The 26,251-nt window shown below is 45.4% G+C and carries 22 protein-coding genes; 18 read left to right on the forward strand and 4 right to left on the reverse strand.

Translation table 11 applies throughout. From position 1 onward, the window contains the following. Positions 1–13: 13 nt before the first annotated feature. The 10 genes from tssB (at position 14) to D515_RS11060 (ending at position 12,589) form a co-directional block, all read left to right on the forward strand. Positions 14–526 (forward strand): type VI secretion system contractile sheath small subunit, encoded by a 513-nt coding sequence (tssB, locus tag D515_RS11015; RefSeq protein WP_002538467.1) that lies wholly within the window; start codon positions 14–16, stop codon positions 524–526. After that, complete coding sequence (gene tssC, locus D515_RS11020) at positions 523–2,007, forward strand: type VI secretion system contractile sheath large subunit (RefSeq protein WP_002538469.1); 1,485 nt, start codon at positions 523–525, stop codon at positions 2,005–2,007. Before tssB ends, tssC begins: the two co-directional genes overlap by 4 nt. 34 nt (positions 2,008–2,041) lie before the next feature. After that, positions 2,042–2,524, forward strand: a complete 483-nt coding sequence (tssD, locus tag D515_RS11025; RefSeq protein WP_039849948.1) for a type VI secretion system tube protein TssD — start codon at positions 2,042–2,044, stop codon at positions 2,522–2,524. 48 nt (positions 2,525–2,572) lie between these two features. Next, positions 2,573–2,977, forward strand: coding sequence for a type VI secretion system baseplate subunit TssE (gene tssE, locus D515_RS11030; RefSeq protein ID WP_039849949.1), 405 nt, complete (start codon positions 2,573–2,575; stop codon positions 2,975–2,977). Between the two features lie 6 nt (positions 2,978–2,983). Next, complete coding sequence (gene tssF, locus D515_RS11035; RefSeq protein WP_002538470.1) at positions 2,984–4,696, forward strand: type VI secretion system baseplate subunit TssF; 1,713 nt, start codon at positions 2,984–2,986, stop codon at positions 4,694–4,696. Next, positions 4,684–5,667 (forward strand): type VI secretion system baseplate subunit TssG, encoded by a 984-nt coding sequence (tssG, locus tag D515_RS11040; protein WP_002538472.1) that lies wholly within the window; start codon positions 4,684–4,686, stop codon positions 5,665–5,667. Before tssF ends, tssG begins: the two co-directional genes overlap by 13 nt. 84 nt (positions 5,668–5,751) lie before the next feature. Then, the gene (locus D515_RS11045; protein WP_039849950.1) at positions 5,752–7,308 is read left to right on the forward strand and encodes a type VI secretion system Vgr family protein; all 1,557 of its coding nucleotides are present in this window, start codon (positions 5,752–5,754) and stop codon (positions 7,306–7,308) included. A 34-nt stretch (positions 7,309–7,342) separates the two neighbouring features. Further along, positions 7,343–10,852 carry a DUF2169 domain-containing protein gene (locus D515_RS11050; RefSeq protein WP_002538475.1) on the forward strand — a complete coding sequence of 1,170 codons (3,510 nt, stop codon included), beginning with the start codon at positions 7,343–7,345 and terminating at the stop codon, positions 10,850–10,852. Between the two features lie 24 nt (positions 10,853–10,876). Beyond that, entirely contained in the window at positions 10,877–11,923 is a 1,047-nt protein-coding gene (locus D515_RS11055) for a pentapeptide repeat-containing protein (RefSeq protein WP_002538476.1), read from the forward strand. A gap of 15 nt (positions 11,924–11,938) precedes the next feature. Beyond that, the gene (locus D515_RS11060; RefSeq protein ID WP_002538478.1) at positions 11,939–12,589 is read left to right on the forward strand and encodes a DUF3540 domain-containing protein; all 651 of its coding nucleotides are present in this window, start codon (positions 11,939–11,941) and stop codon (positions 12,587–12,589) included. On the opposite strand, the gene D515_RS26350 is transcribed toward D515_RS11060, so the two are convergent. Continuing rightward, a complete protein-coding gene (locus D515_RS26350; RefSeq protein WP_275040976.1) occupies positions 12,577–12,711 on the reverse strand; it encodes a hypothetical protein in 135 nt (44 codons plus the stop codon). The two genes, D515_RS11060 and D515_RS26350, sit on opposite strands and share 13 nt — an antisense overlap. On the opposite strand from D515_RS26350, the gene D515_RS25295 reads away from it, so the two are divergent. The 7 genes from D515_RS25295 to D515_RS11090 are packed head-to-tail and all read left to right on the forward strand — an operon-like array spanning position 12,674 to position 21,059. Beyond that, positions 12,674–13,000 carry a PAAR-like domain-containing protein gene (locus D515_RS25295; protein ID WP_239643970.1) on the forward strand — a complete coding sequence of 109 codons (327 nt, stop codon included), beginning with the start codon at positions 12,674–12,676 and terminating at the stop codon, positions 12,998–13,000. The genes D515_RS26350 and D515_RS25295 overlap by 38 nt on opposite strands. 5 nt (positions 13,001–13,005) lie before the next feature. Beyond that, positions 13,006–13,572 (forward strand): type VI secretion system lipoprotein TssJ, encoded by a 567-nt coding sequence (gene tssJ / locus D515_RS11065; protein ID WP_002538481.1) that lies wholly within the window; start codon positions 13,006–13,008, stop codon positions 13,570–13,572. A gap of 12 nt (positions 13,573–13,584) precedes the next feature. Next, positions 13,585–14,958 (forward strand): type VI secretion system baseplate subunit TssK, encoded by a 1,374-nt coding sequence (tssK, locus tag D515_RS11070; protein ID WP_002538483.1) that lies wholly within the window; start codon positions 13,585–13,587, stop codon positions 14,956–14,958. A gap of 6 nt (positions 14,959–14,964) precedes the next feature. Continuing rightward, a complete protein-coding gene (locus tag D515_RS11075; protein ID WP_039849951.1) occupies positions 14,965–15,600 on the forward strand; it encodes a DotU family type IV/VI secretion system protein in 636 nt (211 codons plus the stop codon). A gap of 23 nt (positions 15,601–15,623) precedes the next feature. After that, complete coding sequence (locus D515_RS11080) at positions 15,624–18,995, forward strand: type VI secretion protein IcmF/TssM N-terminal domain-containing protein (RefSeq protein ID WP_002538487.1); 3,372 nt, start codon at positions 15,624–15,626, stop codon at positions 18,993–18,995. A gap of 23 nt (positions 18,996–19,018) precedes the next feature. Continuing rightward, positions 19,019–19,756 carry a hypothetical protein gene (locus tag D515_RS11085; RefSeq protein WP_002538488.1) on the forward strand — a complete coding sequence of 246 codons (738 nt, stop codon included), beginning with the start codon at positions 19,019–19,021 and terminating at the stop codon, positions 19,754–19,756. A 25-nt stretch (positions 19,757–19,781) separates the two neighbouring features. Beyond that, the gene (locus tag D515_RS11090; protein ID WP_002538490.1) at positions 19,782–21,059 is read left to right on the forward strand and encodes a type VI secretion system ImpA family N-terminal domain-containing protein; all 1,278 of its coding nucleotides are present in this window, start codon (positions 19,782–19,784) and stop codon (positions 21,057–21,059) included. A gap of 119 nt (positions 21,060–21,178) precedes the next feature. Here the strand turns inward: D515_RS11090 and aspS are convergent, their stop codons facing one another. Further along, a complete protein-coding gene (gene aspS / locus D515_RS11095; protein WP_002538492.1) occupies positions 21,179–22,966 on the reverse strand; it encodes an aspartate--tRNA ligase in 1,788 nt (595 codons plus the stop codon). A 335-nt stretch (positions 22,967–23,301) separates the two neighbouring features. On the opposite strand from aspS, the gene D515_RS11100 reads away from it, so the two are divergent. Next, positions 23,302–24,144: a DUF72 domain-containing protein gene (locus tag D515_RS11100; RefSeq protein ID WP_051997505.1), complete on the forward strand. Its 843-nt coding sequence runs from the start codon at positions 23,302–23,304 to the stop codon at positions 24,142–24,144. 119 nt (positions 24,145–24,263) lie between these two features. Here D515_RS11100 and D515_RS11105 read toward each other — a convergent pair whose 3' ends face one another. Both D515_RS11105 and D515_RS11110 read right to left on the reverse strand, forming a co-directional pair. Further along, positions 24,264–25,439 (reverse strand): hypothetical protein, encoded by a 1,176-nt coding sequence (locus D515_RS11105; RefSeq protein WP_002538494.1) that lies wholly within the window; start codon positions 25,437–25,439, stop codon positions 24,264–24,266. Positions 25,440–25,447: 8 nt separating this feature from the next. After that, on the reverse strand, positions 25,448–26,233 hold the full coding sequence (locus tag D515_RS11110) for an outer membrane lipoprotein-sorting protein (RefSeq protein WP_192815503.1): 786 nt from the start codon (positions 26,231–26,233) through the stop codon (positions 25,448–25,450). Positions 26,234–26,251 lie beyond the last annotated feature (18 nt).

The following is a 26,251-nucleotide window of genomic DNA, read 5'->3' on the forward strand; positions in this document are numbered from 1 at the left end:
CTAGGAGTCAATAATGAGTGATAAAGGAACTGTCTCCCCAAAAGAAAGGGTAAATATAGTTTATCGTCCCGCTACTGATGGCGCATCTGAAGGTGTAGAACTTCCACTAAAAATGTTGGTAGTTGGAGAGTTTTCAAATCAAGAGGACGAGAGACCTGTTGAAGAACGTAATCCAGTAGATATAAACAAAGCCAATTTTGATGATGTTCTTCAATCGCAAGGATTGAGCTTGCAGCTTTCTGTTCCAAGGAAACTAGCAGGTGCAGAGGAAGGTGAAAATATAGCCGTTTCTCTAAATGTTGAAAGTATGAAGGACTTTGAACCTGACAACATTATCAAACAAGTTCCTGAACTCAGAAAATTACTGGAGTTAAGAGAGGCTCTGAAAGCACTAAAAGGACCATTAAGTAACGTACCTGAATTTAGAAAAAAACTACAAACGCTTATTGTTGATGATGAATCGCGCACCACTTTGTTAAAAGAAATCGGCTTAGATGAGTTCATAGAGAAAGGAGACTCAGAATGAGCGACACAAACGTAGTACAAGACAGTGGTCAACAGGTTAATAGTATCCAAGATATTACTTTGCTGGATCAAATCGTAGAAGCCACAAAAGTCACACCAGACAACCAAGCATTTCCAATCATGAAAAGCGGTGTTGAAGCGTTAATTAGGGATCTGGTGAAACCCGAGTACCGTGGAGTAAAAATTAATGGTGACCTAGTCGATGCGATCATTGGAGAAATTGATGAGCAGATGTCTCTTCAAGTCGATGAAATATTGCATGATCCTAACTTCCTTAAGATTGAGAGCACTTGGCGCGGTTTACAATTTCTGGTGGAAAGAACGGATTTTAAGGAAAACATTCGTCTAGAAATGATGAACCTGTCCAAACAAGACTTGTATGAGGACTTTGAGGATAGCCCAGAAATCGTGAAGTCAGGTTTGTACCAGTTAGCCTACACAAAAGAATATGGGCAGTTTGGCGGTCAACCTTATGGGGCAATCATAGCAGATTATGAATTCGGCCCGGGCTCTCAAGACATGAAACTGCTCTCTGATATCGCGGCAGTTTGCACTATGTCTCATTCACCTTTCATTGCAGCAGCAGGCCGAGAGTTCTTTGGTATTGATAATTGGAAGAATCTGCCCTCATTAAAAGACCTCAGGTCTGTATTTGAAGGGCCTCAATATCAAAAATGGAATTCGTTCAGAGAGAGTGAAGATGCTCGCCATATAGGTTTAACATTACCAAGGTTCCTTCTTCGTCAGCCTTATGGCGGAGACGGAAAAATCTGCAAATTATTCAACTATAAAGAGCAGGTCAATGACAACGACGATAACTTCTGCTGGGGCAACACAGCTTTTGCATTTGCAACAAGGCTCGCTGCCAGCTTCGCAGACTATCGCTGGTGTGCAAACATTATTGGCCCACAAAGCGGTGGCATGGTTGACGATCTCGCGACTTACCAGTTCCACTCGCAGGGTGAGGTCAAATCACAAATTCCCACAGAAGTTTTACTTTCAGAGCGCAGAGAGTACGAACTCAGCGAAGAAGGCTTTATTGGCTTGACCATGCGAAAAGGGAGCGATAACGCAGCATTCTTTTCGGCAAACTCTTGTCAAAAGCCCAAAACTTTCTCTGGCCCAGGCGCTAAAGAAGCCGAGCTTAATTACAAGCTATCTACCCAGCTTCCCTACATGTTGGTGATGGATCGGTTGGCGCACTACATAAAAGTATTACAACGAGAAAATATTGGCAGCTGGAAAGAAAAACAAGATCTCGAACGAGAGCTAAATAATTGGATTAGCCAATATGTCACAGAGATGGATAACCCACAGCCGGGCGTAAGAAGTAAACACCCTTTAAGGGGAGCACAAATTGCTGTGAATGATGTTGAAGGTGATCCAGGTTGGTATCAGGTGTCACTTAAAGCAAGGCCTCATTTTAAATATATGGGAGCGTCATTTACCCTCTCATTGGTCGGGAAACTCGACAAAGAGTAAAAGCGTGTATTTAAATCATTAAAGGAGCTTACGCATGGCATTAACAATGTACATGTCTCTGACTGGAAAAACACAGGGAGATATTAAAGGTGGTTGTATTCAATCACACGATAGCAAGAAAGATAAAATACTTGTTTATCAATGTGAACAGGAAACAACAATTCCTAAAAACCCGCATGATGGTTTACCAACAGGACAGAGGATTCACAACCCTCTCACCGTAGTAAAAGGTCTTGATGTCGCTTCACCAAAAATATTCCAAGCCGTATGTAGTGGCGAAAGGTTTTCAAACGTGACCTTAGATTTTTGGCGTATTACTGCGGAAGGTATTGAAGAGCATTATTATACTATCCAGTTAGAAGATGCAATTATTGTCAATCGAAAGGCACATACCCCGCTAACATTCCATCCGGATAATCAAGCTTATATGGATATGGAAGAAGTCAGCTTTAGCTACTCGAAAATAATTCATACTTACAATGACGGAAATATTTCGGCTGAGGATTCATGGGTATAAACCCCTGAGCCATTAATCTAGGGGGTACGCCCCCTGTTTGGGTCTTATGTGAAACAGCAACGATTACTAGAGAGAATCAGATCTGGCGGTGAAAATTCTTCTGACAAAGAGTTACTGTTGGACTCTATCACAAATCATATACATAGAATCTTAAATACCCAACAGGGAAGCGTACCCATTGATAAAGACTTTGGTATGCCTGATTTTAGTGATTTACGCTGGGGTGAAGGCTCTGATATCAGACATGACCTAGAGAATTTCCTTTCAGAATTGATTTTGAAATATGAAAGAAGAGTTAAGTCAGTCAATGTCTATACACAGAAAGATAATAAATCACCACTAGCATTATGTTTTGTTTTAGAGGCAAAGATTGAACTCAAGAATAAGATAATACCGTTAGTTTTTGAAACAGTATTAAAGCCAGACGGCTATATTGCCTTACAGCGGAAATAATTAAGCATGTTCAAAGATCATTATCAAAATCAACTTTCTCTGCTCAGGAGCCTAGGAAAGGAGTTCTCGAAGAGGCACCCCTCTCTAGCACCTATGTTGGCAGACCAAAGTGCTGACCCTGATGTGGAGAGGCTTCTTGAAGGGGTCGCATACCTAACAGGCTCTGTTCAACAGCGCCTTGATGATGATTTTCCTGAGCTGATCCATAGTCTGGCTCATCTGCTATTCCCGCACTATATGCGTCCTTTACCTGCAACAACAATCGTTCAATTCAAGCCTAAGATAGGCCTGAATGAACTGTGTAAAGTAAAAGCGGGTACAGAGCTCAACAGCATTGAAAATAACGGGGTTACCTGCAAATTCACTACCTGCGAAGATCTCAGTATCTACCCTTTAGCGTTAGATTCGGCTGAAGTTCAACCCAGTTTTTTGCAACTTAATTTTAATTTCATTGAAGCATCAGTAGCTGTACTAAAAGAAAACTACCTTCGTATTTATTTAGACGGGAGCTATGTTGACGCCTCGGACAACCTGCTATTTATTCGAGAAAACCTCGAAGGCACTACATTGGTTTGTCAAGGAAAGAAGTACTCTTTAATTGGCAACCAATCAATAAGTCTACTTTCTGAGAGTGGTGCTATCAGTTTGTTTGAGTATCCCAATAATGCCAATACATCTTTTAAAAGTATTCAGGAATATTTCACACTACCAAAACATCAATTATATATAGATATTCTTGGCATAGAATGGTTACAACAAAATCGATTCCTCAATGAGAAAACGTTCTCAATACAACTTAGATGGAAAACGCCTAACCCATACAAAGCATTTAAACGCGAAGACTTTCAGCTATTTTGCGTCCCAGCTGTTAATTTATTCAACCATCATGCTGATAGCATCAGTTTAGACCATAGTATCACTGAATATAGAGTTAACCCCGCGGGTGGAGATAAGTACCAGATTTATTCTCTTGAAAGTATTGTAGGCTTCCAACAAGGCTCAGCTAATCAGAGAGAGTATTTGCCCTTTACCATGTTTAACCCTCAATCTACCCGAGTACCTGTTTATTCTATGAAGAGAAAGGCCTCGATGGTAAGAGATGCCTGCGATTCCTATATATCAGTAGCCTATACCGATCCGTTAAATCAAATAAAGCAAGAACACTTAGCGATTAAAGTGAAGTGTACAAATGGCAGTGTTGCAGACAGTCTGAGAGTGGGCGACATATGTGAAGCAACCAGTACATCGCCTGTATTAGCCGAGTTCTCTAACATCACCAAACCCACGACCGCTGTAGAATCACCACTTGGTGACCAGTTACTGTGGAGAATGCTGTCACACTTATATATCAACCAGGCTAGCTTGGCGGAAAGACAGAACCTAATTACTTTGCTCAAGCTATATATATTTACCGACTCAAAGGATACGTCAACCACCCTTGCTAATACAAAACGTGTTGAATCGATTTTGACCATCACCTCACAACCCATATTACGACTTTTTGAAGGAATGATGGCGAGAGGAAATGAAATAGTCATCACTCTTCATCCAGATGGCTTTTCTGGGAAAGGCGATATGTATTTGTTTGGTTGTGCGATCAACAAACTTCTGTCTGGCTATAGCAGCATTAATAGCTTTACAAGACTTGTCGTTGAAGAAGCAGGGACACATTATCGTATTACCTGGCCAGAAAAGGTGGGTTTAAAATGTCTAGTTTGAATAAACGTCAGCCTATTGACCTGCTTTTTGAAGAGCCACATAAGTTCACTTATATACAGGCTATTAGGTTATTAAATTCTGGTCTCACAGAGACTAAAAACAAAATAAAGTCACGTTCTACGTTATCACTGGCTTTTTCAGCTAATCATCTGGAAAGCATAGTTAAAGACAATGACCATATAGAAATCACCACCAACATTCTTGGTTTGTATGGTATCGCCTCACCGTTGCCAACCTTCTATACAGAAGAGCTTCTAGCGGAATTCAGAAATGATGAAACAGTACAACGTGATTTTCTGGATCTCTTGGTGGAACCTGTTTATGAGCAGTACTTTCAGGCATGGGAGAAGTACCGGCTCATATCCTGGCTTGTTGAGCGAAATGATCAAGCAAAAACGAGCCATCTGTTTTCGTTTTTAGGTCAGTGCATTCCGGCAACCAGTGCCCAAGATGAATTCGACGCCTTCGAACTCCTCCCCTATGCAGGACTATTCACACAGACAAGGCGATCGGCATACGGGCTAAAGTCAGTGGTTCAAGAACTGGTTGGAAACGATGCGTCAGTTTCAATATATCAATGGTACCCCAAATGGGTAGATGTCCCTTCAAGCCAGTTGTGCCTGCTAGGTCAACAGAACACCCACCTAAATGGAGAATGCTATTTGGGTGAACAGCTACTTGACTGTGCCAACAATATCCAAATACGAATAACAACCCATGACTACACACTTTTTCTCGGATTAATGCCTGATGGCAATAAGCATAGAAAGCTACTCAGAACATTAAAGAAATATATACAAGAAGGGCTGGACGTTAATTTAGACCTTAGGTACGAGCGTTTGGAAGGTACCCAATCCTACTTAGGTGACGATAATTCAGCGCTGCTTGGACTGAATTCCTCGTTAGGAAACGGATTATTTAAATTGAACTTCCAGCTGGATTATTTTTCTGTCGACGGAACGAGTAATTGATTTCCAAAACAGATAAATAGAATCAAATAAACCCACATTATCAGCACTAAAGATGATAGGTAAACACTCCAGAGATAGGGATTTATGATGGACTTTGAATTCACTTCCACAAACTGGCAAGGCAGTCCGCTAAACGTCATTGAAGTCGATGGCAAAGAGGCTATCTCACAACCCTACTGTTTTGACATCACCCTAAGCTGTCCCGAACCGATTGATCCAGATGTATTTCTCGGACAAGGAGGTCAGTTTTTGATGCGTAATGGCGTCGATGAACCCCAGACATATCACGGTATTATCTCCGAAACCCGACTGTTGGCAAAAACGCATGGCCAGTGGCGTATACAAGTCACTTTAGTACCTCGTTTATGGGCATTGGGACTGGGTACGCAAAGCCAGATTTTCTTAGATAAAAACGTTCCGGAGATCATTACTCATGTGTTAACCGACATAGAGTCCAACGGGATAACCTTGACCATTGATGTCTCACTCACTAAAGAATATCCGCAACATGAATACGTCTGCCAATTCAATGAATCCGCATTGGACTTTGTTTCACGTCTTATGGAAAAAACGGGCATCTACTACTTTTTCGACCAAAAAAATGGGACGGATTGTCTGTGTATCAGAGATTTAAGTCTCATCCACGAGAGTAAAAACGAAGCACAGCTTACTTATGCGTCAATATCCGGTTTAGATTCCATTGAAGACGAACAGGAAGCTTCTAGCAATAAGCCTCAATTGATACATACTTTCACCGAACATTTGCAGCACCGTACAGTTGATGTCCACCTAAGAGCTTTTGATGAACAAAAGCCTGATGTTCAAAGTGAAGTTATCCATCCCGTCGCAGATAAAGGCTTTGGCAAAACCTACGTTTACAGCACCCAGTTTAAACGGAGCGAAGATGTGGACCATCTTGCAGAAATCTGTGCACGTCAACTCGCTTGCCAGTTAAAACAGTATGTCGGTAAAAGTCGCGCAATCTGGGTAGAGTCAGGCTATACCTTCGCCTTAAAAGACCATTTCCTTGGCCGTTTAAATCAATCGTATCTGATCACAGAAGTTCGTCACACAGCAAAACAATCCACATTTCTTACGCACGGCATCAGTAAGAATGAAAACGTTGACACGATTAACTACACCAACCAATTCACTTGTGTTCCAGCCTCCGTACACTATTACAGCCAGCCCAACACACCGACTCCCCAAATCACTGGTGTGCTCAGCGCAGTGATAGACGGAATAGGAAATGGGGACAGTGCCCTGCTCGACGAACAAGGTCGCTACAAAGTTATCATGCCTTTTGATCTGGCATCAGATAGCAAAGAAGACGGTAAAGCATCCCATTGGATTCGACTCGCTCAACCTTATGGCGGAAATGCCCAAGGTTTCCACTTTCCATTGCTCAAAGGCACAGAGGTACTCCTCACTTTTGAAGAAGGCAACCCTGACCTGCCCGTCATACAAAGCACGATCCCAAATGCCAAAAACCAAAACATCGTGAATGACCAAACGCCATACAGAAATACGCTCAAAACAGTGTCAGGAGCGGAAATCGTCATGGATGACACCCCAGGTAACCAACATATTTGCCTCAGAATAGGCGGCGTTTCCATAGAAATGGGCGACATAGACTTATAAGCATAGATGTCTGATTAATCGGGATTAATGAAAAATGAGAATTATAAAAGACCTTAATCAAGGCATATTAACCGCCCCGTTTTCACTGGCTGGTAAGCAATATTTTACTGTCACAACAACAGTGGCTTTCACGCTTGGTCAACAAAACACACTCAAAGATGAACAAGAGATGTGGAATCTACTGGCTGAAGAGCTGGGAGAAGAGATCCTGGATACAGGCATGCCGAAAACAAACGGTGAATGGTTGGTCAAAGGAAAAGCACATTGCTACGAGTCGCCCAAAGAGCATACAAGGGTCAAATCAGGGCTCGCAGGGAACAGTAAAACCCTTGAAGTCCATGGCCCGAGGCACTGGCAGAAAGACGAAGCGACCTCTGCGTCACCATTTCGCACAGTGGCTATCGATTGGGCGAACGCCTACGGACACGAAAAGTGCGCCGAGAATCCCAGTGGAAATGTGTTCCAGCAACCTGCCATGGTGAACTATCCAGGCCATACCCAACTGCATAGAGACCATGAAATAGAACCCGCGAGTTTCTTACCTTTGTATGCCCATCATCCGCGTCGCTACAAACAACTGGGAACTTACGATAAAGATTGGTTTGCTGATCATTGGCCAGGCTACCCACAGGATTTTGATCTCAACTACTTTAATGTCGCCCCCACTGACCAACAGCTTTCGGGATGGGTGCCTGAAGGTGCAGAGTTCCAGTTGGTTAATCTCCACCCCACTCAGCCGGTCTTTACCGGGCGCATACCCACTCATACGCCAAGAGCATTTGCGCTTCATGAAACAGAAGACAGCACGCTGTTTTCAGAAATCACATTGAACCGCGATACGGTTTGGTTCTTTCCCAGTGTCGAGCTTGGCGTAGTCATTTACCACGGGGTAATTGAAATTACAGATGATGAGGCTCTGGACGTAAAAACGGTAGTGCTGGGCTTGGAGCCACCGGGCACCGAGCTTTTGCCTATCGAACATTACCTTGCCGAAGCAAACAGCACGCCTGCTGAGCAGGCAGCAAAAATGGCTGGCATTGATCCTTCGGACAATGAAGCCGCTGCTCAGGAAGCGTCTCTCAAAGAACTCGCTATTCAACGGGAGAGAGAAAAAGCCAATGCAGACAATGCGAGGCAACGTCATTTTGAAATCGCCCAGCTAAGAGGACTGGTACCCACCCTTACCGTTGGAATAGCAGACTACGGATCCTTTATGACAGATATGCTCGAAGGATTTGGCGAAGACACCAGTGAATTCTTGGAAGGGTTAGAAAAGCAACAAAAACAGCTCAGCGAATTCAAACAATCAAGCCTCAAGACATTAGACAAACAATATGAAAGATTGAGCAAAGAAGCGGCTGGTAATTCTCAACAGACAAACGGTCAGGCAACGTTAGATGCACAACAGAAATTACAAGCTGCAAAAGAAAAAATAAACAACGTCGGCAGAGACCCGGAAGACTGGAACCTGCGTGCCAGCAGTCTGCTGGCACTGGCGGAATTAAACGTCTCAAAACACTGGGAGGAATATCAGGCAAACGGTCTGAGATCAGTGAGTGCTGCGCGTTACATGCTGGGCTATATAGACAAACCTTACCCCTTTGTAGCAAAAGAATGGGGCCTTGAAGCACCAGAAAGCTTAGATATTGGCCCGGGATGGCTACTACCCACATATCAGGGCGACGAATTTGTATCTATCACTGTCAGACCAAACCACCTGAGCGACCCCAATGGGGAGTATCAAGTTCCCGGCGGCCAAACTGTCAATTGGCGCTCGGGACCAGAAGGAAAAAACATCCTCATAGCAGATGAATTGTTTCTGGGTTGGCAAATCGCGCAGGACATTGACGACTCCATCATGGTGATCGTCGCCGAAGATGCCACATTCATTCAAGCTGATGAATTAGCGCACGCAGAAAGCATTCTGATCCCCGTTGCGGCTGGCAACAATAGCGACCAGAGTTTACTCGAACCTTGGCAAGCCCTGCATCCCAATGTCATCGCTTGGCAGTTACCGCAAGATTGTGAATGTTTGGATGACCTGATAGCAGACGGACACGAACCACGCGAATGGTTGCAACCTTATGTGTCTAATGAAGCCCTTGAACCGCCCTCAATAGAAGAGCTCATCCAAGCAACATACGACAAACACACCGAAGGAAAACCGCCTGAGCAATTTATGCAGGAGCAGGCAGAAAAGCACCTTGCTCAAACAGAAGAAACCTTATTAAAGCAAGGTCGCTTTCTAGAAGATAAAGCCCCCATTTATGCTGCAATAGAAAAGGCGAGGGCACAAATAAATGCGCCTGCCACCCCCATGACATATCAGGATATGAGAGATGCGCTGAACAATCAGCCAAGCCCTGACACCTTGCTGCCAAAGATGAAATCGATGAAAGATGTCCCTTTAGAAGACATCGAATTAAAACTGGCTGAAGCCAAGAAAAAACAGGCAGCATTTAACGAAGAAATGAATCAGTTAATCGATGATGCTGAGCAAGCTGAGAAAAATGTTCAAGCGCTGGAAGAACAAGCGAAAGCCACTAAACAACAAAAAGGTATAGCCAATCAAAAGCTGACACGCGAAGAATTGGAACAAGCCTATGCCAACGGTGAATCACTGCAGTCACTCGATTTAACAGAATTAGACTTAACCAATATTCAATTGTCAGGCGCAGATCTATCGAATGCTTTAATGATGGGGACAGACTTTACCGGTAGCGATCTCACCAATACCACAATGCGGGAAGTGCAAGCAGAGAAAGCCAAATTCGATCATTGCATGATGGAAGAAAGCGACTTTACCAGAGCATTAATACAAGAAGCATCATTTATTGAAGCTCAGTGTGCAAAGAGTGATTTTAGCGAATCTAATTTGACACAGGCCAACTTAACCGCTGCAGATCTCACACACGCAAAATTTAATATGTCGCAAATGGATAAAGCTAATCTCTCTCAATCGTGTTTAATCAATGCTGACTTTTCTTCTGTTATGGCTTTTGAAGCTAATTTTGATAACGCAATGATGAAAGGAAGCATATTTAATCGCTCTATCTTTAATGAAGCCAGCTTCAACAATACGAACCTTAGTGAATCGCAAGGTGAGCGATGCTGTATGTGGGGAATAAAAGGGGAAGCACTGTGTATGGATAATTCAGAAATATCCCATTTAGCATTAAGCGAAGCAGAATTAGACAATGCAAGCTTTATGCATGCAAAGTTGGACAGCCTCAGTATTATAGAAGCAGATATTAAGAACACTAACTTCCATGGGGCCGAACTCAATCACGCATATATTAACGAAAGTAAACTCACTTATAACAGCTTCAACAATGTTCAATTAAAGCAAGGGCAAGTTAGAAGAACTGATATGGAAGGCTGTAGTTTCATCAGTACCAATCTCATGCAATCTTCCCTTATCAAATCAAGTTTTTTAGGTGCTAACTTCCAAAGAGCCTGTTTATTTAACGCAGACATAAGAAAGATAAAAATCAATAAAGACGCTTTTCGTACTAGCAATATAAAGCGCACTTTACTTGGATAATGGTATTACTCGAGGTTATCAATAATGAAAAGGATCGATTTTTTGAGTCTGATAGATAAGTCAGAGCATATCAGTAATGTAGAGTTAAAGCATACAGATCTATCTGATATAGACCTATCCGGAAAGACTTTTGAGGGATGTGATTTTTCTTCAAACAAATTTCATCAATCTGATTTGTCAAACACAACATTCATTAATTGTGTTCTCAATAAGACAAACTTCAGCTTTTCTAAGATAAAAAATACTAAGTTTGAACGATGTTTAATGATATCGAGTACCTTAAGAAAAATTGAGGCTGAATTTGTCTCATTTAAACATAATCAAATGAACTTCTGTACTATATCAGACAGCACATTTGAGCACTCTTCTATTGAAGCCTGCTGCCTCTACCACACCCGCTGGTACAGTAACTCCATTAACATAATGATGATGACTGACTGTAAAATATCAGAATCAGTTTTTAATCGAGTAAAGTTAAAATCCCTCATCTTTTCTGAAGGTAAAATCAATGACGTTAGTTTTATTAAATGTCGATTTCAGAAGTGCCACATGGATGACCAAGACCTGACAAAAATAGTATTAAAAGACACCAGTTTCTTTGCTTGTCAAATTAATAACTGTGATATGACAAATTTAGATTTAAAAAATAGCAGCATGGCACATTGTTATTTTAACCATTCAAAGCTTTCACAGACCGACTGGTCTTATTCCATGTTAAAAAGCTGTGCATTTCAAAATGCACAACTCAATTTTTCCTCTTTTAAGAATACCTCCTTATTAGGCTGTATCTTTGATAGTGCCGAAATGACTGGCGCTAATTTTACCGAAGCTGATATGCAAAAATGCATTATGACAACCGTAATGGGTTCAGCATCAAGCTTTTACAAAGCCAATATGCCTTATTGCGACTTTTCATATGCTGATTTTAGTCTCGCCAACTTCACAAAAAGCAATCTCAAATATACAAAATTTCATCGAACAAAATTAGAACACACCGATTTTTCAGGTGCAGACAAACGTGGGTCAATAGGGACTGATACCGATCTGTTAGAAGCAGAAAATTGGAAATAGAGAGGGAGAATAATCATGGTCGTCTCACCATTAAAAACGACAGCTCATCAACGGGAAGGCGGGCTGGCCAGCGGTATTGTCAATACTGTCTGCGACGGTGCTTTTACTGTCACTGTTAATCACTGCCGCTTTTCTTCGAACAAGGCAGCCGGATGCCTGTTGGTGCCTGAGGCCGGCGACACCGTTTTACTTGCCATATTAGGTGGAAAGTTCTGGATTCTTGATGTTCTTGAAAAATCAAATATCGAGACAGCCAACATCAGCTTCCCTGGCTCTTTAAATTTGCATACTGGACAAAAGCTAACGCTATCAAGCCTCGCTGGGTTGACGTTACAAACCCCGGCGAAAGCCGCGCTTGTCGCGAGTGAAATGAACGTAAAAACCCAATCTACTCATGTACAAACTAGCCAGGTCAAGCTCACTGCAGAAAAGGCTGATGTTGCCCTGACAATCCTCCACCAAGTGATCGAACGGGCGGAAACATATACGGAATGGCTCATCAGCAAACTGGGGCGATGTATCCGCACTGTCCGTGAACATGATGAGCAACGCAGTGGCAGCTACACGCAGAGGGTAGAAGGATCCCATGTCGTGGAATCAGAAAACAGCGTACATATCGCACGTAAACACATGGCAATGGATGCCAAGAAAATTCATTTGGGATAGGAGAACAACATGTGCATGGCTAACAACGCGGTTTCAGGCAGTTCCATGGCGCCGGCAGACGTATGTAAAACGCCACCGATTGGCATACCAGCCCCTTTCCCCAACACGATGAACAGATCCATGACTAACCCTTCAACCGCCAATACCAAGGTGATCATCGAGAGCGGTCCTGCCGCTACAACGAACACCATAGTATTGCTAAGTAGTGGCGATGAAGCTGGTGTGATGGGCGGTGTCGCCTCCTCTATGATTATTGGCCCATGCCGGAATTCCACAGGCAGTGCATGTGTGATCCATGCTGGTATGCCAGCGACAACCTTAATTCACCCTTCTATGCACAATGGCATGTCGCCTAATACGGTTGGAAACGGCGTCGCGCCTTCACAAACCAAAGTCTCGATAATGAGGTAACCGTCATGAAGTACACACTCCTTGCCATGTTGTTATTCGGCCTCACGGCCTGTTCCAGTTCGGACGAGCTGGCCGAAGAGCTGCCGCCCTCTGCGGAACATCCCAACCAAATGGTGTGGACTAAGCAAAAATCTGCCGTGAGCTACCACATACAAGCTGATGAACGACTCAATGTGAAAAACGACGCACCAACCAGTCTGATGTTGTGTGTCTACCAACTGACTGACAGCGCTGAGTTCGTGCAATTCAGCCAAAGTGAGCAAGGAGTGAGGCAGTTGCTGGAATGTGAACGCTTTGGCCCTTCCGTGGCATTTTATCAGCGGCTCTATCTTCAACCGGGGCTAACTCTTTCTGATGTGATGGATAGACATGAAGGCGTCAGATTCCTCGCCGTAGTAGCGGGATATTGGAATTTGGACACCAAAAATGTCACCCAGCTTTATGCATTCCCAACCGATTACACCACCACGGGCAGTTTATTGTGGGAAACGGACCATTACCGTCCCGGTAAATTGGCTGTGCGGCTAAAAGCGGGTGAACAGTCCCTCTGGTCTGAAACAGAAACGGAATAAGGTAAGCAGGACATGGACAAGATCACACCAGTGTATTGGCATCAGGGGATGTTGCTGCAACCTCAGCATTTTCAAATGGAATCTCAGTATCTTCAGTTTCGACAAAACAGGATAGACCAGTTAACACGAAACGAACACTGGGGGTTAAAGGACATTCATATTCGGACAGAAGATCTGGATCAAGGCCGGTTTATCGTCAATAGTGGCGAGTTTTTCTTTCCTGAAGGCAGTGTATTCAAAGTGCCGCAGGAAGCGACAGTGTTAACACGAACACTGGACGACGATGACATTCCACCGGGACGAACAGTGAATGTCTACATCGGTATCAAACGATGGCGGGGAGAAGGTGCCAATGCCGATGAAATGGGCCGCGACCAGCTATCAAATTCACTAGAATCAAGATTTTATGTGCCAGAAGAATCGGATTCAGTGCCTGACCTCTATGGTAAAGGGTTGAACGCCCAAGTTCGTAGTATGAAGTTTTTAGTTAAGATTTTTTTTGAATCAGAGCTTGAACACATCAGTGACTACGACCTTTTACCCATTGCGCGCCTCGAGCATGAAGGTGGAGCATTCCGCTTAGTATCAAGCTATGTGCCGCCGTTAATCAATGTTCAACACTCACAACGCCTAAAAGCCCAGCTTACTGATATTCGTGATCACATTTTGATGCGGGCAAAACACATTGAAAGGTTCAAACCCACCGCGGAAGAACTGCTTGAACAGGGAAGCAATGACTTCGGGTTAACGCTTGTTCTTGGGGTACTCGTAGAATGCGCTTGGAAAATTCAGGATGTGACAGAAACCCCTATCCTCCATCCGAGAAAAGCCTGGTCAGATGTTTGCTCCATTGTGGCTAAGCTAAGCAGTTTCGTGAGCCAGTTATCTGTTGTCGGCGAACCAGGGAAAGAGCGCTGGCCGGAATACGATCATGAAAATCTCAGCCAGATTTTTGATGAACTTCAAACACAAATAAAGCAAGCCCTAAACACGATCACGGTAGGTCCTCAACATGTGATCAGGTTCAGTCAACAGCAAGAAACCTGGTATTGCCAAATAGAGGAAGACGCCTTTAACGAAGACTATCAATTCTGGTTGTTGTTTGAAGGACAACACCGTGAAGACATTGAAGAGGCACTCAGCCACCTGATAAAGCTAGCACCAGAATCCATGTTAAGCACCATTCTCATGCGGGCGCTTTCTGGTATTCCGTTACAACCCCACAGCACCTCCCCACGGGGATTACCCAAGGAAGAACAAGGGGTTTACTGTGAAATCGATGTGAGTCATGAACTCTGGCAGGAAACAGGAGAAGAAGGCCAGCTTGCCTTATTCTGGCCAACTGATGAGGGTGCCCAAGTCACACTCTATGTGCTGAGGAAGTAGACAGCAATGAATGATAGTCAAATACGCAAATTTATGGCGACAACGTCCGCGATCGCAGAAAACAGGCTAACCACTCCCCATGAAGAGCTCGTTGCGCAGCTACAAAAAAGGTGCATCGAACTGGAGCAAGGGATGAACGCATCGTCAAACAAGCGCGCGAACCTCGCTTTATTTGCACTCTATGTATGGGCAGATGAAAGACTGCTGGCCTCCGCTTGGGCAAGGGACACCCAATGGAAACCCTTACAAACTCGCTACTTCAAGACCACTTGTGGGGGAGAGCTCTTTTTCGAGCGTTTAAACATGCTCATCAACGAATATCAGAGCGCCACAGCTGCAGAAAAAAAGGCGTTGGTCGAGATACTGCGTGTTTATGCGATGTGCCTTAATGCCGGTTTTAAAGGCAAATATTACAAGGATGGTGAGCCAGCGTTGAACCAGTTCCGCCAATCACTTCTTGAAATTTTCAATATAAAAATTCCTGCACTTAATACCTACACCTCATCGGGCGTGTCAGACATTCCTCTAAGACCTGCTATGGGAGTAAAAGGACTGTTCATCATGCTGGTCATCGGTGTGGGCTTTGTTATAGGGCTCTTCTTTATCTATCGTGAATTATTGCTTAAGCAGCTGATTGTGTAATTACACAACTAACGAGAAGTGGAATGAAAAAGAAAATCCTAGCATTAATAGGTTGGCTTTGTTTAATCACCCTGTTACTGCTTTTATCAGCAGCACTTTTTTACACCGTGAATAAAAACCAATGGCCATGGTGGTATGGCGCAATCGGTGCCTTATTGATCTGTGCGTTTGCCTTCACTCTGGTGTCACTGGCGAAATGGATACGTCGACGTCGGCAAAAGCGTCTCATTAAACGTATGGTCACCCATGACCAGCCGCAACTGGACACCACGGAAGAGCAACACAAACACCGCCAAACCGAGGTAAAAAGCCAGTTCTTGGCCGCCATAGACACACTAAAGAAATCGACGTTGTCGGCACAGGGCGACCCCGTGCATGCCTTACCATGGTTTTTGGTGCTCGGTGAAACCGACTCCGGTAAAACATCCGCGCTAAGAAAATGCGGTTTAACGTCGTTAATTTCCAAAGCCGGTCCAAAGTTAAACGCCGATTCTACCGACACCTGTGATTGGTGGTTTTTTGAAGATGCCGTCGTGCTGGATACCGCAGGAAGGTACACCCTGCCGCTTAATGGTGACGACGATGAATACGAATGGCAGGAATTTCTCACGCTACTCGGAAAGCACCGAAAACGTGAACCAATCAATGGCATTGTGATTACTTTACCCGCAGAAATGCTGGTGGAAGGCGATGCAGAGAGAATAAAAAAATACGGCACTTACATTGCTAATCGACTCAACGCGCTGACGACAGAATTAAAAGCACGTGTATCCGTATATTTAATGATAACTAAAGCCGATCACATCTTTGGTTTCAACGAATTTGCTGAACAGCTCAGCGCCGACAAGCAAAAAGAGGCGCTGGGCATCACCATTGAGCAGACGTTGGAAGCCTCCGACTTTATTGACATGGCATTAAACGATCTGTGTGACCGAATTGGTGCGTTATCACTGCTTTCTCCGAATCAGGTCTCATGCGCTGAGCTCAGCCTAACGGACGAGCTGAAAGCGTTGAAAACAGTATTGAACCAGTTCGCCAGGTCCGCGTTTGGTCATGGGAAATATCATGAAGCCGTGTTACTGAGAGGGATCTACCTTTCCAGTGCCAGACAGCAACACCCCACCAAAAGCGCCTGTTTCTCGCAAATCAGCCAAAGCACAGGCCCTGAGAGGGAACACGGTCTCTTTCTTCACGATTTCTTTTCACACTTGTTACCCAGTCAGCGAGCGGCATACCACCCCAGCAGCGCATGGTTAAATGTTCAACGGAAAAAAGTCTACACCCTGGGTGGCGTATTTGTTGCCATCCTCACGGTAGGCGTACTCACCCTCACCTATGTGTTTTGGCAAGGTCACAACCAGCTATCAGCCCTACAGAACAGTCTGGTGAACCTTCAACAACATGCGCAGCAAACTACGTCGCCCGAACAAAGTTTGCTCAGGCTGTCAGATTTACATACCCAGATTACTGGTTTCGAGCGCGAATTGCCCCCCCGTTATTTGCAGCCTGTCAGCTTAAAGGAACCGATGGTTATCGCCCTTGCTAACGCGAAAAACATATACAGCGAGAACTTTCACCGTCAGGTCATCCACCCCACCAACCAACGGCAATTGCAGTGGCTCAAACATGCAGGAGACCCCAGTGTGGCGCTCGGTGCCGTGATTGATAATTTCGCCTCCCAGCTAAAGGGAGTCGATGCCACCCTCAACGATACTTATCGCCCCATCACGCTTTCAACGCCGGCAGGACAAGCAGAAGACAGCGAAACCCCCTGGCTATACCAAGGTGTATACGAATCACTGTTTAACGCCTACCTGGGATTTAACACCCAGCCTAAACAATTGCTCGCATTGCGTGCTCAGCTTGACGACCAGTTGAACAATCTGCTTGCCATCAACGGTGAACTCTCCTGGTTGGTCAACTGGGCAAATCACCACAACCGACCTGTCAGTTCCAATGAGTTCTGGCAATTACCTTTAGTGAGTCCGCTTAAAATACCGGGGGCATTTACCGAACAGGGCCATCAACACATTCAAGCCTTGCTGACCACACTCAGTGCCTTGAAGTTGGTCGACAACAGTCAGGTTTCTCGTTTCAACAGTGGTTATGCCGTTCAATACCTCGAACATTGGCGCAACCTGAACCTGAACTTCAACCAGACCGGCGAAGGCATGACCATGGCAGAAAGGCGTATGGTGTCTCTCACGGTGAACCAACCCGACAACCCTTTCGCCATCTTGCAGCAAAGAACCCTTAAAGCGCTGCAGGCCATAGCAGCAATCAATGATGTGAGCTTACGTTCCCTCACGCTCGCGGAAACGATGTTAAAAGGCTACTGGGCGGAGAAAGAACAAGACAACCTGAATAAAGGACAGGCGTTTATAGATTCGGCAGTCAACAGTCTGGTCGAAGGGGACAGCGCATATTTCGAAAAAATAGAAAAAGGCAAAGAATGGGTTGGCGCATTCACTCAAGCCATGGTGGTGCAAAACCAGAATATTGATAATCAGTCCAAAGTGACAGAAAGCCTGGGGCGATGGCTAAGCGGCGCAGACTCCGGTGCTGGCATAGAAGATGCCTTTACGGCCACACAGCAACTGGAGAATTTATTGGCCTTAGCGCCCGGCTCAACATCGCTGGGGGGCTATCAGCTTTTCAACAATATCTACCAGTTTATGCTCGAATCCAGCATGGAAACCGCCGCCTGTCGCATACAAAGTGCATGGGAAAGTGACGTGCTCGGGCCACTCAAGTATTTGCCCAATAGAGAAAAAGTACAGCGACTATATGAAAAAAAAGGGTTGTTAGATACCTTTCTTACCCAACAGCTCACCCCTTTCGTCAGCCTTGACGGGAGAGGCTGGAAGCCCAAAATGTTGCAAGGCAAGCAAATTGAGTTCCAGCCCGCCTTTTTCAACTTAGTGGAACGGGGGGCGTATGTTCGGGGTTCGCAGCAACAGGAATATACGGTGCGCGTTCGGTCCTTACCCGTTACCGTCAACCGGGATGCGTTAACTTACCCGCAAAAAACCACCCTTTCACTTTCCTGTGAAAGCGGCGAACAGACTTTGGTCAACCATAACTATGACAAGAAGCAGGCGTTCAAATGGCAGCCCTCTTCCTGTCTCACCACCAAAATCAGCATCGATTTTGGCGATTTCATTTTGAATAAAGCCTGGGAGGGTGAAGGCGCATTTCCCGATTTCCTTCAGGATATGGCCGGAGGCTCCCTGAGACTGGCTCCCTATGATTTTTCAAGCTCCCTGCTGTCATTGAAAAAACACAATATTAAGCAAGTGACCATCAATTATGAAATACAAGGAGGACGTTCAATAAGGAACTGGAAAAAAGCCAGAAAACTAGTTGTTCCTAAGGGAATAACTCATTGTAATTGACTATTTCACATAAGGTTAAAACAATGGAATATGATAAAGATAGAGTAGGTATATACAGACTTCAACATAGAGGACATAGTTTTAGTTGGACGGGTGGTGATAGTCATGCTTATACACTAGGACATGCGCTTGGAATAAATGTTGGCTCAAAAGAAGCCTTCACTGTCGGTGTTGACATATCTTTCAAACTAGCAGCGGTTTTAGATGTTTCTTTTGGTTGGAAATACGAGATTGTGTATACAAGAAAGTGGAAAAACCGTAATTTAGTAAAGAGCACCTCTATAAAAGAAGATAAAGTGACAAAGGAGTATAACCTTACTGCAACAGATAAAACAGAGACAATAAACAAAAATACATTATATATAGGATATAATGCTGTTGAGGATAAGGTTAAAAAGGACCATCTTGTAAGAGGAACAGCAAAAGAAAAAACAATTAAAAAACCTTCAGGTCAGTTTTCAACATATAATACGAATGTAATGAGTCATATTTATATTGATGGTTCTGAAGAAAAATATATTGGGGGGCATGAAAAAAAGAATGTAACTGGAGATGTAATTTACACTTCCACACAAGGAGATATTAAATTAGAAGCGAACATAGACATAATTCAAAAAGCTAAAAATATTTTATGTTTAAAAGCAGATCAAGGATTATATACCTTCTCAGAAGGAAATTCGATTGTTAAAAGTAAAAAAGCACTCCAGTTAGAAGGGGGTAGTATATATATTAAAACACAAAATAAAGCTTTTTTCGTTTAATGAAATTCTATAAAAAAGGTCTAAAATGATCAAAAGACCAATTTCCGAAGTAAGCTCCTGTGGCATCAACGCAGCGGAAACTGAGCATTTTGATGAAGTAAAGGCTCAGATTAATAATAAGAGCAAGATCATGGCCAGGGTTTCCTGGCCAGTGGTCGAGAAAGGCACGGAGGAGATATTACGCCACCATAGTAAGGATTTCCGCTGCGTGTGTTATTACGCCGTTGCTGCCACGCACAATAGAGGCATAGAGGGATTATTCGATGGGTTAAACGCCATTTTTGATATGTGCCTGATCTATTGGGATAACGGCTTTCCCAAAGGAGGGAAAAAAGATGCCCGGTTAGCCGCGTTTGAATGGTATATCGAAAATATCTTACCTACCAAAGCCTTGATACAAGAAGAGAAAGACAAAGCGAAGCTAGAATTAGGCCGTTCGCTGGCGCTTGATATACATGAAGAATTGCTCAAGCACTATGGAAGAGCAGCGCCTGCTTTTGATTCATTGGTCGCGCTGTTTTCCCGCCGTATTGAAAATCTTGAGGCGAAACAGCGGGCGTCGCTGACACTGTTTGATCAGGCTGAACCGCCTCCCCTACAGTCTTCGACTACGCCTGCTTCGGCCGAGCCTGAGGCCGCGCTTTCCCAAAAGCCAAGCAGCAAAAAGGCAAATACGCCTTTGCTACTGATGATCGCACTGACCTTTTTTGCGGCGTTTTTCTACATTATCTACCAAGAAAAACAATTGGAGAGGCTAAAAGAAAACATCAAAGACTATTCCATTGAACGCGTATTGACCGTGATCAGACATGCGGATACGCCGACAGAACTCACCGCTATACAACAGCCCTTGTATGAAAGGCTCGCGGCGATTGTCAACACCTATGGCCACGAGCCGTTTTCTGTTGATAAAAGCCATAAAGTGCTGGCATCCATCAAGGAGTTTGAGCGGCTTTACCCTGAATCGAACAAAGCCGAAGTGTTAGAAAAGGCGTTTGTTTCTAAACATGCTGGTTTAGTCAGTGAGTGGGCGGCCTTAAACGAGGGCTTCAAGAAAGCCAGAACCCTGTTCGCGAACCTGAAAGAAGCAGGAGGTGAACAAGCAGGTATCATAAAATCCTATCAATACAGCAACACCCTTTTCCCATTGATGGGCAGAATCAACTTCGCCGAGAGCGAGCAATCATTGGAAGAGTTGGATAAAGCGCAATACATCCTCAACAGCTATCAGTACAAGATTAACCAACTTCGTGAGGACCTTGAATTGCAAAGCTTGGGAGTAAAGAGAAGCGTTTCGCCATAGGCCTGAGCTAAGCCCCTTTTCTTGGATAAAATCAAACTACCTGAAGCTGACTGAATTCAGGCAATTTGGGTGTAAAAAAGGGCCAGAAAGTGCTGACCCTTGTGCAGACTTCGTGTACGTTACGCGTCGTCTTCTTCGTTCTTCTTCGCTGCTACGGTAACCGCAATCGCCAGTTCCTCAAGCGCTGCCGGGTTAGCAAGGCTTGGTGCATCAGTCAAAAGACACGCCGCTGCAGTGGTTTTCGGGAACGCGATAACATCACGGATGTTTTCAGTGCCACAAAGCAGCATGACCAAACGGTCAAGACCGAATGCAAGACCTGCGTGTGGTGGCGTACCGTACTTCAAAGCTTCAAGCAGGAAGCCGAACTTCTCTTTCTGCTCGTCTGATTCAATACCCAGAATATCAAACACAACAGTTTGCATGTCAGAGTTGTGAATACGCACAGAACCACCACCCACTTCGTAGCCGTTTAGAACCATGTCATATGCGTTAGAAATTGCTGATGCCGGGTTTGCACGTAGCTCTTCTGCCGTCATGCCCAAAGGTGACGTGAATGGGTGGTGCATCGCGTGCAAATTACCTTCGTCATCTTCTTCGAACATTGGGAAGTCAACCACCCACAGTGGTGCCCACTTGCTGGTGTCGGTCAGACCCAGATCGGTACCCAGCTTCAGACGCAGTGCACCCATCGCTTCAGTCACCACTTTCTTGCTGTCAGCACCGAACAGGATGATGTCGCCAGACTCTGCGCCAGTGCGATCAAGAATGGCGTTAACCACTTCCTCGTTCAGGAATTTGGCAACCGGAGACTGAACACCTTCAAAGCCTGCTGCACGGTCGTTCACTTTCATCCATGCCAGACCCTTCGCGCCGTAGATACCAACAAACTTGGTGTAGTCGTCGATTTGCTTACGAGACAGTTCTGCGCCACCCGGTACACGGATAACTGCAACACGGCCTTTCGGATCGTTTGCTGGGCCAGAGAAAACCTTGAATTCAACGTCTTTCAGGATATCTGCAACATCAACCATTTCCAGCGGGTTACGCAGGTCTGGTTTGTCTGAACCGAAACGACGCATCGCTTCTTCGAACGACATGATTGGGAATTGACCCAGATCGACGTTCAACAATTCTTGCCACATATCGCGAACCATGTTTTCAGTCACTTCGCGCACTTGTTCTGCGTTCATGAACGAGGTTTCGATATCGATTTGGGTGAATTCAGGCTGACGGTCTGCACGCAGGTCTTCGTCGCGGAAACACTTCACGATTTGGTAGTAACGGTCGAAACCAGACATCATCAGCAGCTGTTTGAACAGTTGTGGAGACTGAGGCAGCGCGTAGAAGCTACCTTTGTGAACACGGCTTGGCACCAAGTAGTCACGCGCACCTTCTGGGGTCGCTTTGGTCAATACTGGCGTTTCGATGTCCAGGAAGCCGTTGTCATCCAGGAAGCGGCGAACAAAGCTCGACGCTTTCGCACGCAGCTTGATGCGGTCACTCATTTCAGGGCGACGCAGGTCAAGGTAACGGTGCTTCAGACGCTGTTCTTCAGAGTTGTTCTGGTTGAAGTCCAGTGGGAGTGGAGCTGCACGGTTGATGATCTCAACGCCACGCGCCAGCACTTCTACTTCACCCGTCGCCATACCTTTGTTGATTTGGCTGTCAGGACGCAAACGCACTTCACCGGTGATCTTGATACAGAATTCGTTACGCAGTTGGTTAGCAACCTCGAAGATATCTTTCATATCTGGGTCTACAACTACCTGAACGATACCTTCACGATCTCGCATATCGATGAAGATAAGACCGCCTAAATCGCGACGACGGTTAACCCAGCCGCATAGTTCTACAGTTTGCCCTGCGAGGGCTTTGTTCAGGTGACCACAATATTGGGTGCGCATATGAATTTCCCGATCTGTTACTTACTGTCCTTTTACGCCACAAGACGCAAAGTATCGAATGAGGGTTTGCAGCTTTCACTGCTGATGCCCGCTGGAAAAACTGCACCAGCGAACCTCTAAATATTTCAAAAAGACGGCGCATTATAAAGGAAAAAATGAGCCTGCGGTAAATCGTAGCCAGACTAAGGAAGGAAATCGTCGCAACTGCGCAAAAAAGCAGCAAAGATTGACCTCTCGCCAGTGTTAATTCCACAATAGCCGCTCAAACAATAGAAAGGACTTTAGGTTTGCAAACGCCGCTTTCCCAACTGACTTCACCGCCAATCCGCCTTGGTATGACTCAATGGTCACACAATTCATGGCAGCGTGTGTTCTACCCTTCAGGCACAAAAAGCGGCGAACGACTGGCCCGTTACGCAGAAGTGTTCAATTCAGTGGAAGGAAACACCACTTTTTACGCGAGTCCTTCCCACGCCACGGTAGCGAACTGGAAAGCGGCCACCAGCGATGCATTCAGCTTTACCTTTAAGTTTCCCCAACCCGTGACGCACCAAATGATGCTGCGCCATTCCGATGAAATGGTCTCAGAATTTATTACTCTGATGCAGCCACTCCACGAGCGCATTGGCCTTTGGAAAATTCAGCTTCCTGCAGCATTTGGGCCTGAGAATTTGCCCGACCTCAAACGTTTTCTGAGCGCAATGCCGAAAGGCTTTAAACTGGGTGTGGAAGTTCGTCATCTCGCGTTTTTTGCCAAAGGTGAAGAAGAACGCGCGTTGAATGCGATGCTGATGGAGCTTGGCGCCAACCGCATCATCATGGACAGCCGCCCTGTTTTCGCGGTTCCACCGGATACCGACGCCCTCCTTGATGCCCAACAGAAAAAGCCGAAAGTGCCCGTGCATGCCATTTCGACGGCAGAAACCCCCATGGTGAGGTTTATCGGCGACCCAACGCTGGAGCGAAACGATAAGTTCTTTGCCAACTGGCTGAAGAAGATCCCAGTCTGGATAAATGAAGGTAAAACGCCTTATCTCTTTATTCACACTGCCAATAACGACGAAGCGCCGCAGTTAGCAGCGCGTTATTACGAAAAGCTGTGTGAGCACATTACCTTGCCACCGTTAGCGCCCTTAATGCCGGAGCAACCTAACAGCAGCCAGATGAGTTTGCTTTAGAGGGGGCCCTGGGTCCTGCAAAGTTTTTTAAGTCATAGCTGCCACTTCAAGCTTTTGCTTTTCCTAGGACCTAGGACCTAGGACCTAGGACCTCTCTTTAGCCCTTCCTAGGACCTTCTTTAAAAATACCAACTGATTTCCGCTTCCAAAAAATCGTCTTTGCGGAGCGAGTAAACAGGGTCAGATGGGGTATCAGAATCAAACATCCAACCTGTGACTGTCCAACTCCAGTCGTTGCTGAAACGCCCACTGGATTCGAGCCTAACGGTGACCGAATCAGAGTTATCCAAATCCAGCGTGCCACCAATCAGAAACTCGGTGCCGTCCAAGTCGTTCAACACCCAGCGAAGTCCGGCAAACACATCATTCTGACCTGCCACTGGCGCTTTTTCACCGCGGTTGTCATAAAGGTATTCCACCAAAAAGCCAAGATCGGTCATGCCATCATTGACGCCAACATAGGTGTATTCAAAGCCGCCAGTAAACGCCGTGTGATTGTCTAAGCTGAATCTTCGAATAGCTTCTGCTTTCCACAGCCAGTCTCCGAAAATCGCCTGCACATCCAGTCCGACCTGACTCATCAAGGCATAATACGGTTGAATAGAATTCGACAAACCCTGCACGAAATATGGATCCCGATTAGTGCCATGAAAAGCACTGACACCGAAGTCCCATTGGTCCCACATTAGCGAGTAACGCCCCGCCACATCCGGATACCATTCTTCATGTCGTGATTCGTATTGCGCTTCTGTATCACCCAACCCCGGGAAAGCCAGTCTGCCATCATTGCTGGCGAAGGTTCGTTCCCGAAAGTAAGGAAGCAGGTACAAATCGAGCAGGCTGTCATCAAACTCCCAACCTATGCTCACCATGGGTTGGCCGAGTTTTACTTCACCATCAATTGCTTCAACTGCGTCGGTTTGATTAATCACATCGACTAAATGTTGTGACTCCGTCACGCCCCAGAAGACAATACCGACACCCGCGCGAATTTCGTAATTGCTGTCATAGTGTCGCCACAAGGCTTCGCGAACATCACCATGAGTGCGCTCGTCGTCCATTGAATCCCAGCGGAAAAATGGCGAAAACACAAAACTCGAGTTGCCCTCTTCGGTTTCCCAATAAAGCTCTGGCTCTATCGCCACCGAAGTCTGGCTTTTGCTTTGTCCCAACAAGCCGGTTTCTGCAAACTGACGCTGCTGGAATGAGATTTCACCTTCTGCCTCAAAATGCTCGAAGGCAGAAAGGGGAAGCGCAGTCAGCGCCAGTACTGCCCCCAATACTGCTGATTTCATCCAACCTCCTAGCGCGCACGTTTCAGGCTGGATTTGGAAAAGTCTTTTTCTTCAAGCCCCGTATTGAATGCCAGTTTGCTGGTGGTCAGTGTCGTCACTTTTCCGGTCTGGTGGTTCTCCATCACCATTTCAAGCGCACGCCAATACTGGTCCATATACTGCTGGTAATCCGCGAAGCTCAGAGTTTTCAGCAAAGTGTCACGACGGTCGTAAAACTCTATTTTCAGCGGGCGATAGTGCTCTTTATCCAGCCACACTTTCTGACGGGTATAACCGGAATACTTATCGGTCGGGATTTGCTCCACCACAAAGCTGTCCAGCCCTTCGACAGACTCGTCACCCAAATAGTTGAAACGGTACTTTTCCAGTTCAAATGAGCTCAGATCTTCATAGGCAAACTCACTGCCCATAAATGGGCCTGACTTGTTGCGTGATGCAATTCGTTTAGTGCGCTTAAGCGCTGGCAGATACAGCCACTGGTCATCCGGGCCTGTCACATGCGAATAGTTCAGAAATACCGTGCCACGCACATCTCGCGGCTCATCAAAAATCGTCAGACCTTTATCGCCGTCATCTGCCACTTCCAATGTATTGATGCGCAGTTTGCGCTCACTGGTATCACCATTGGCGTTTTGCAGCACCATGGTCAGGGTGGAAGCACTATCGCCCCACCCTTCATCACGCTTTTTGCGCTCTTGAGCAATTTCCAAACCGCGAGCTTCATCCGCCATCAGCGGCATTGATACGCTCAACAGGCTTAATGACACCACCACCGCCTGACTTAACTTCTTCATCGTGCTCATAGTTCTCTC

The sequence above is a fragment of the Grimontia indica genome (assembly GCF_000333895.2).
GTDB classification, from domain to species: Bacteria; Pseudomonadota; Gammaproteobacteria; order Enterobacterales; family Vibrionaceae; genus Enterovibrio; species Enterovibrio indicus.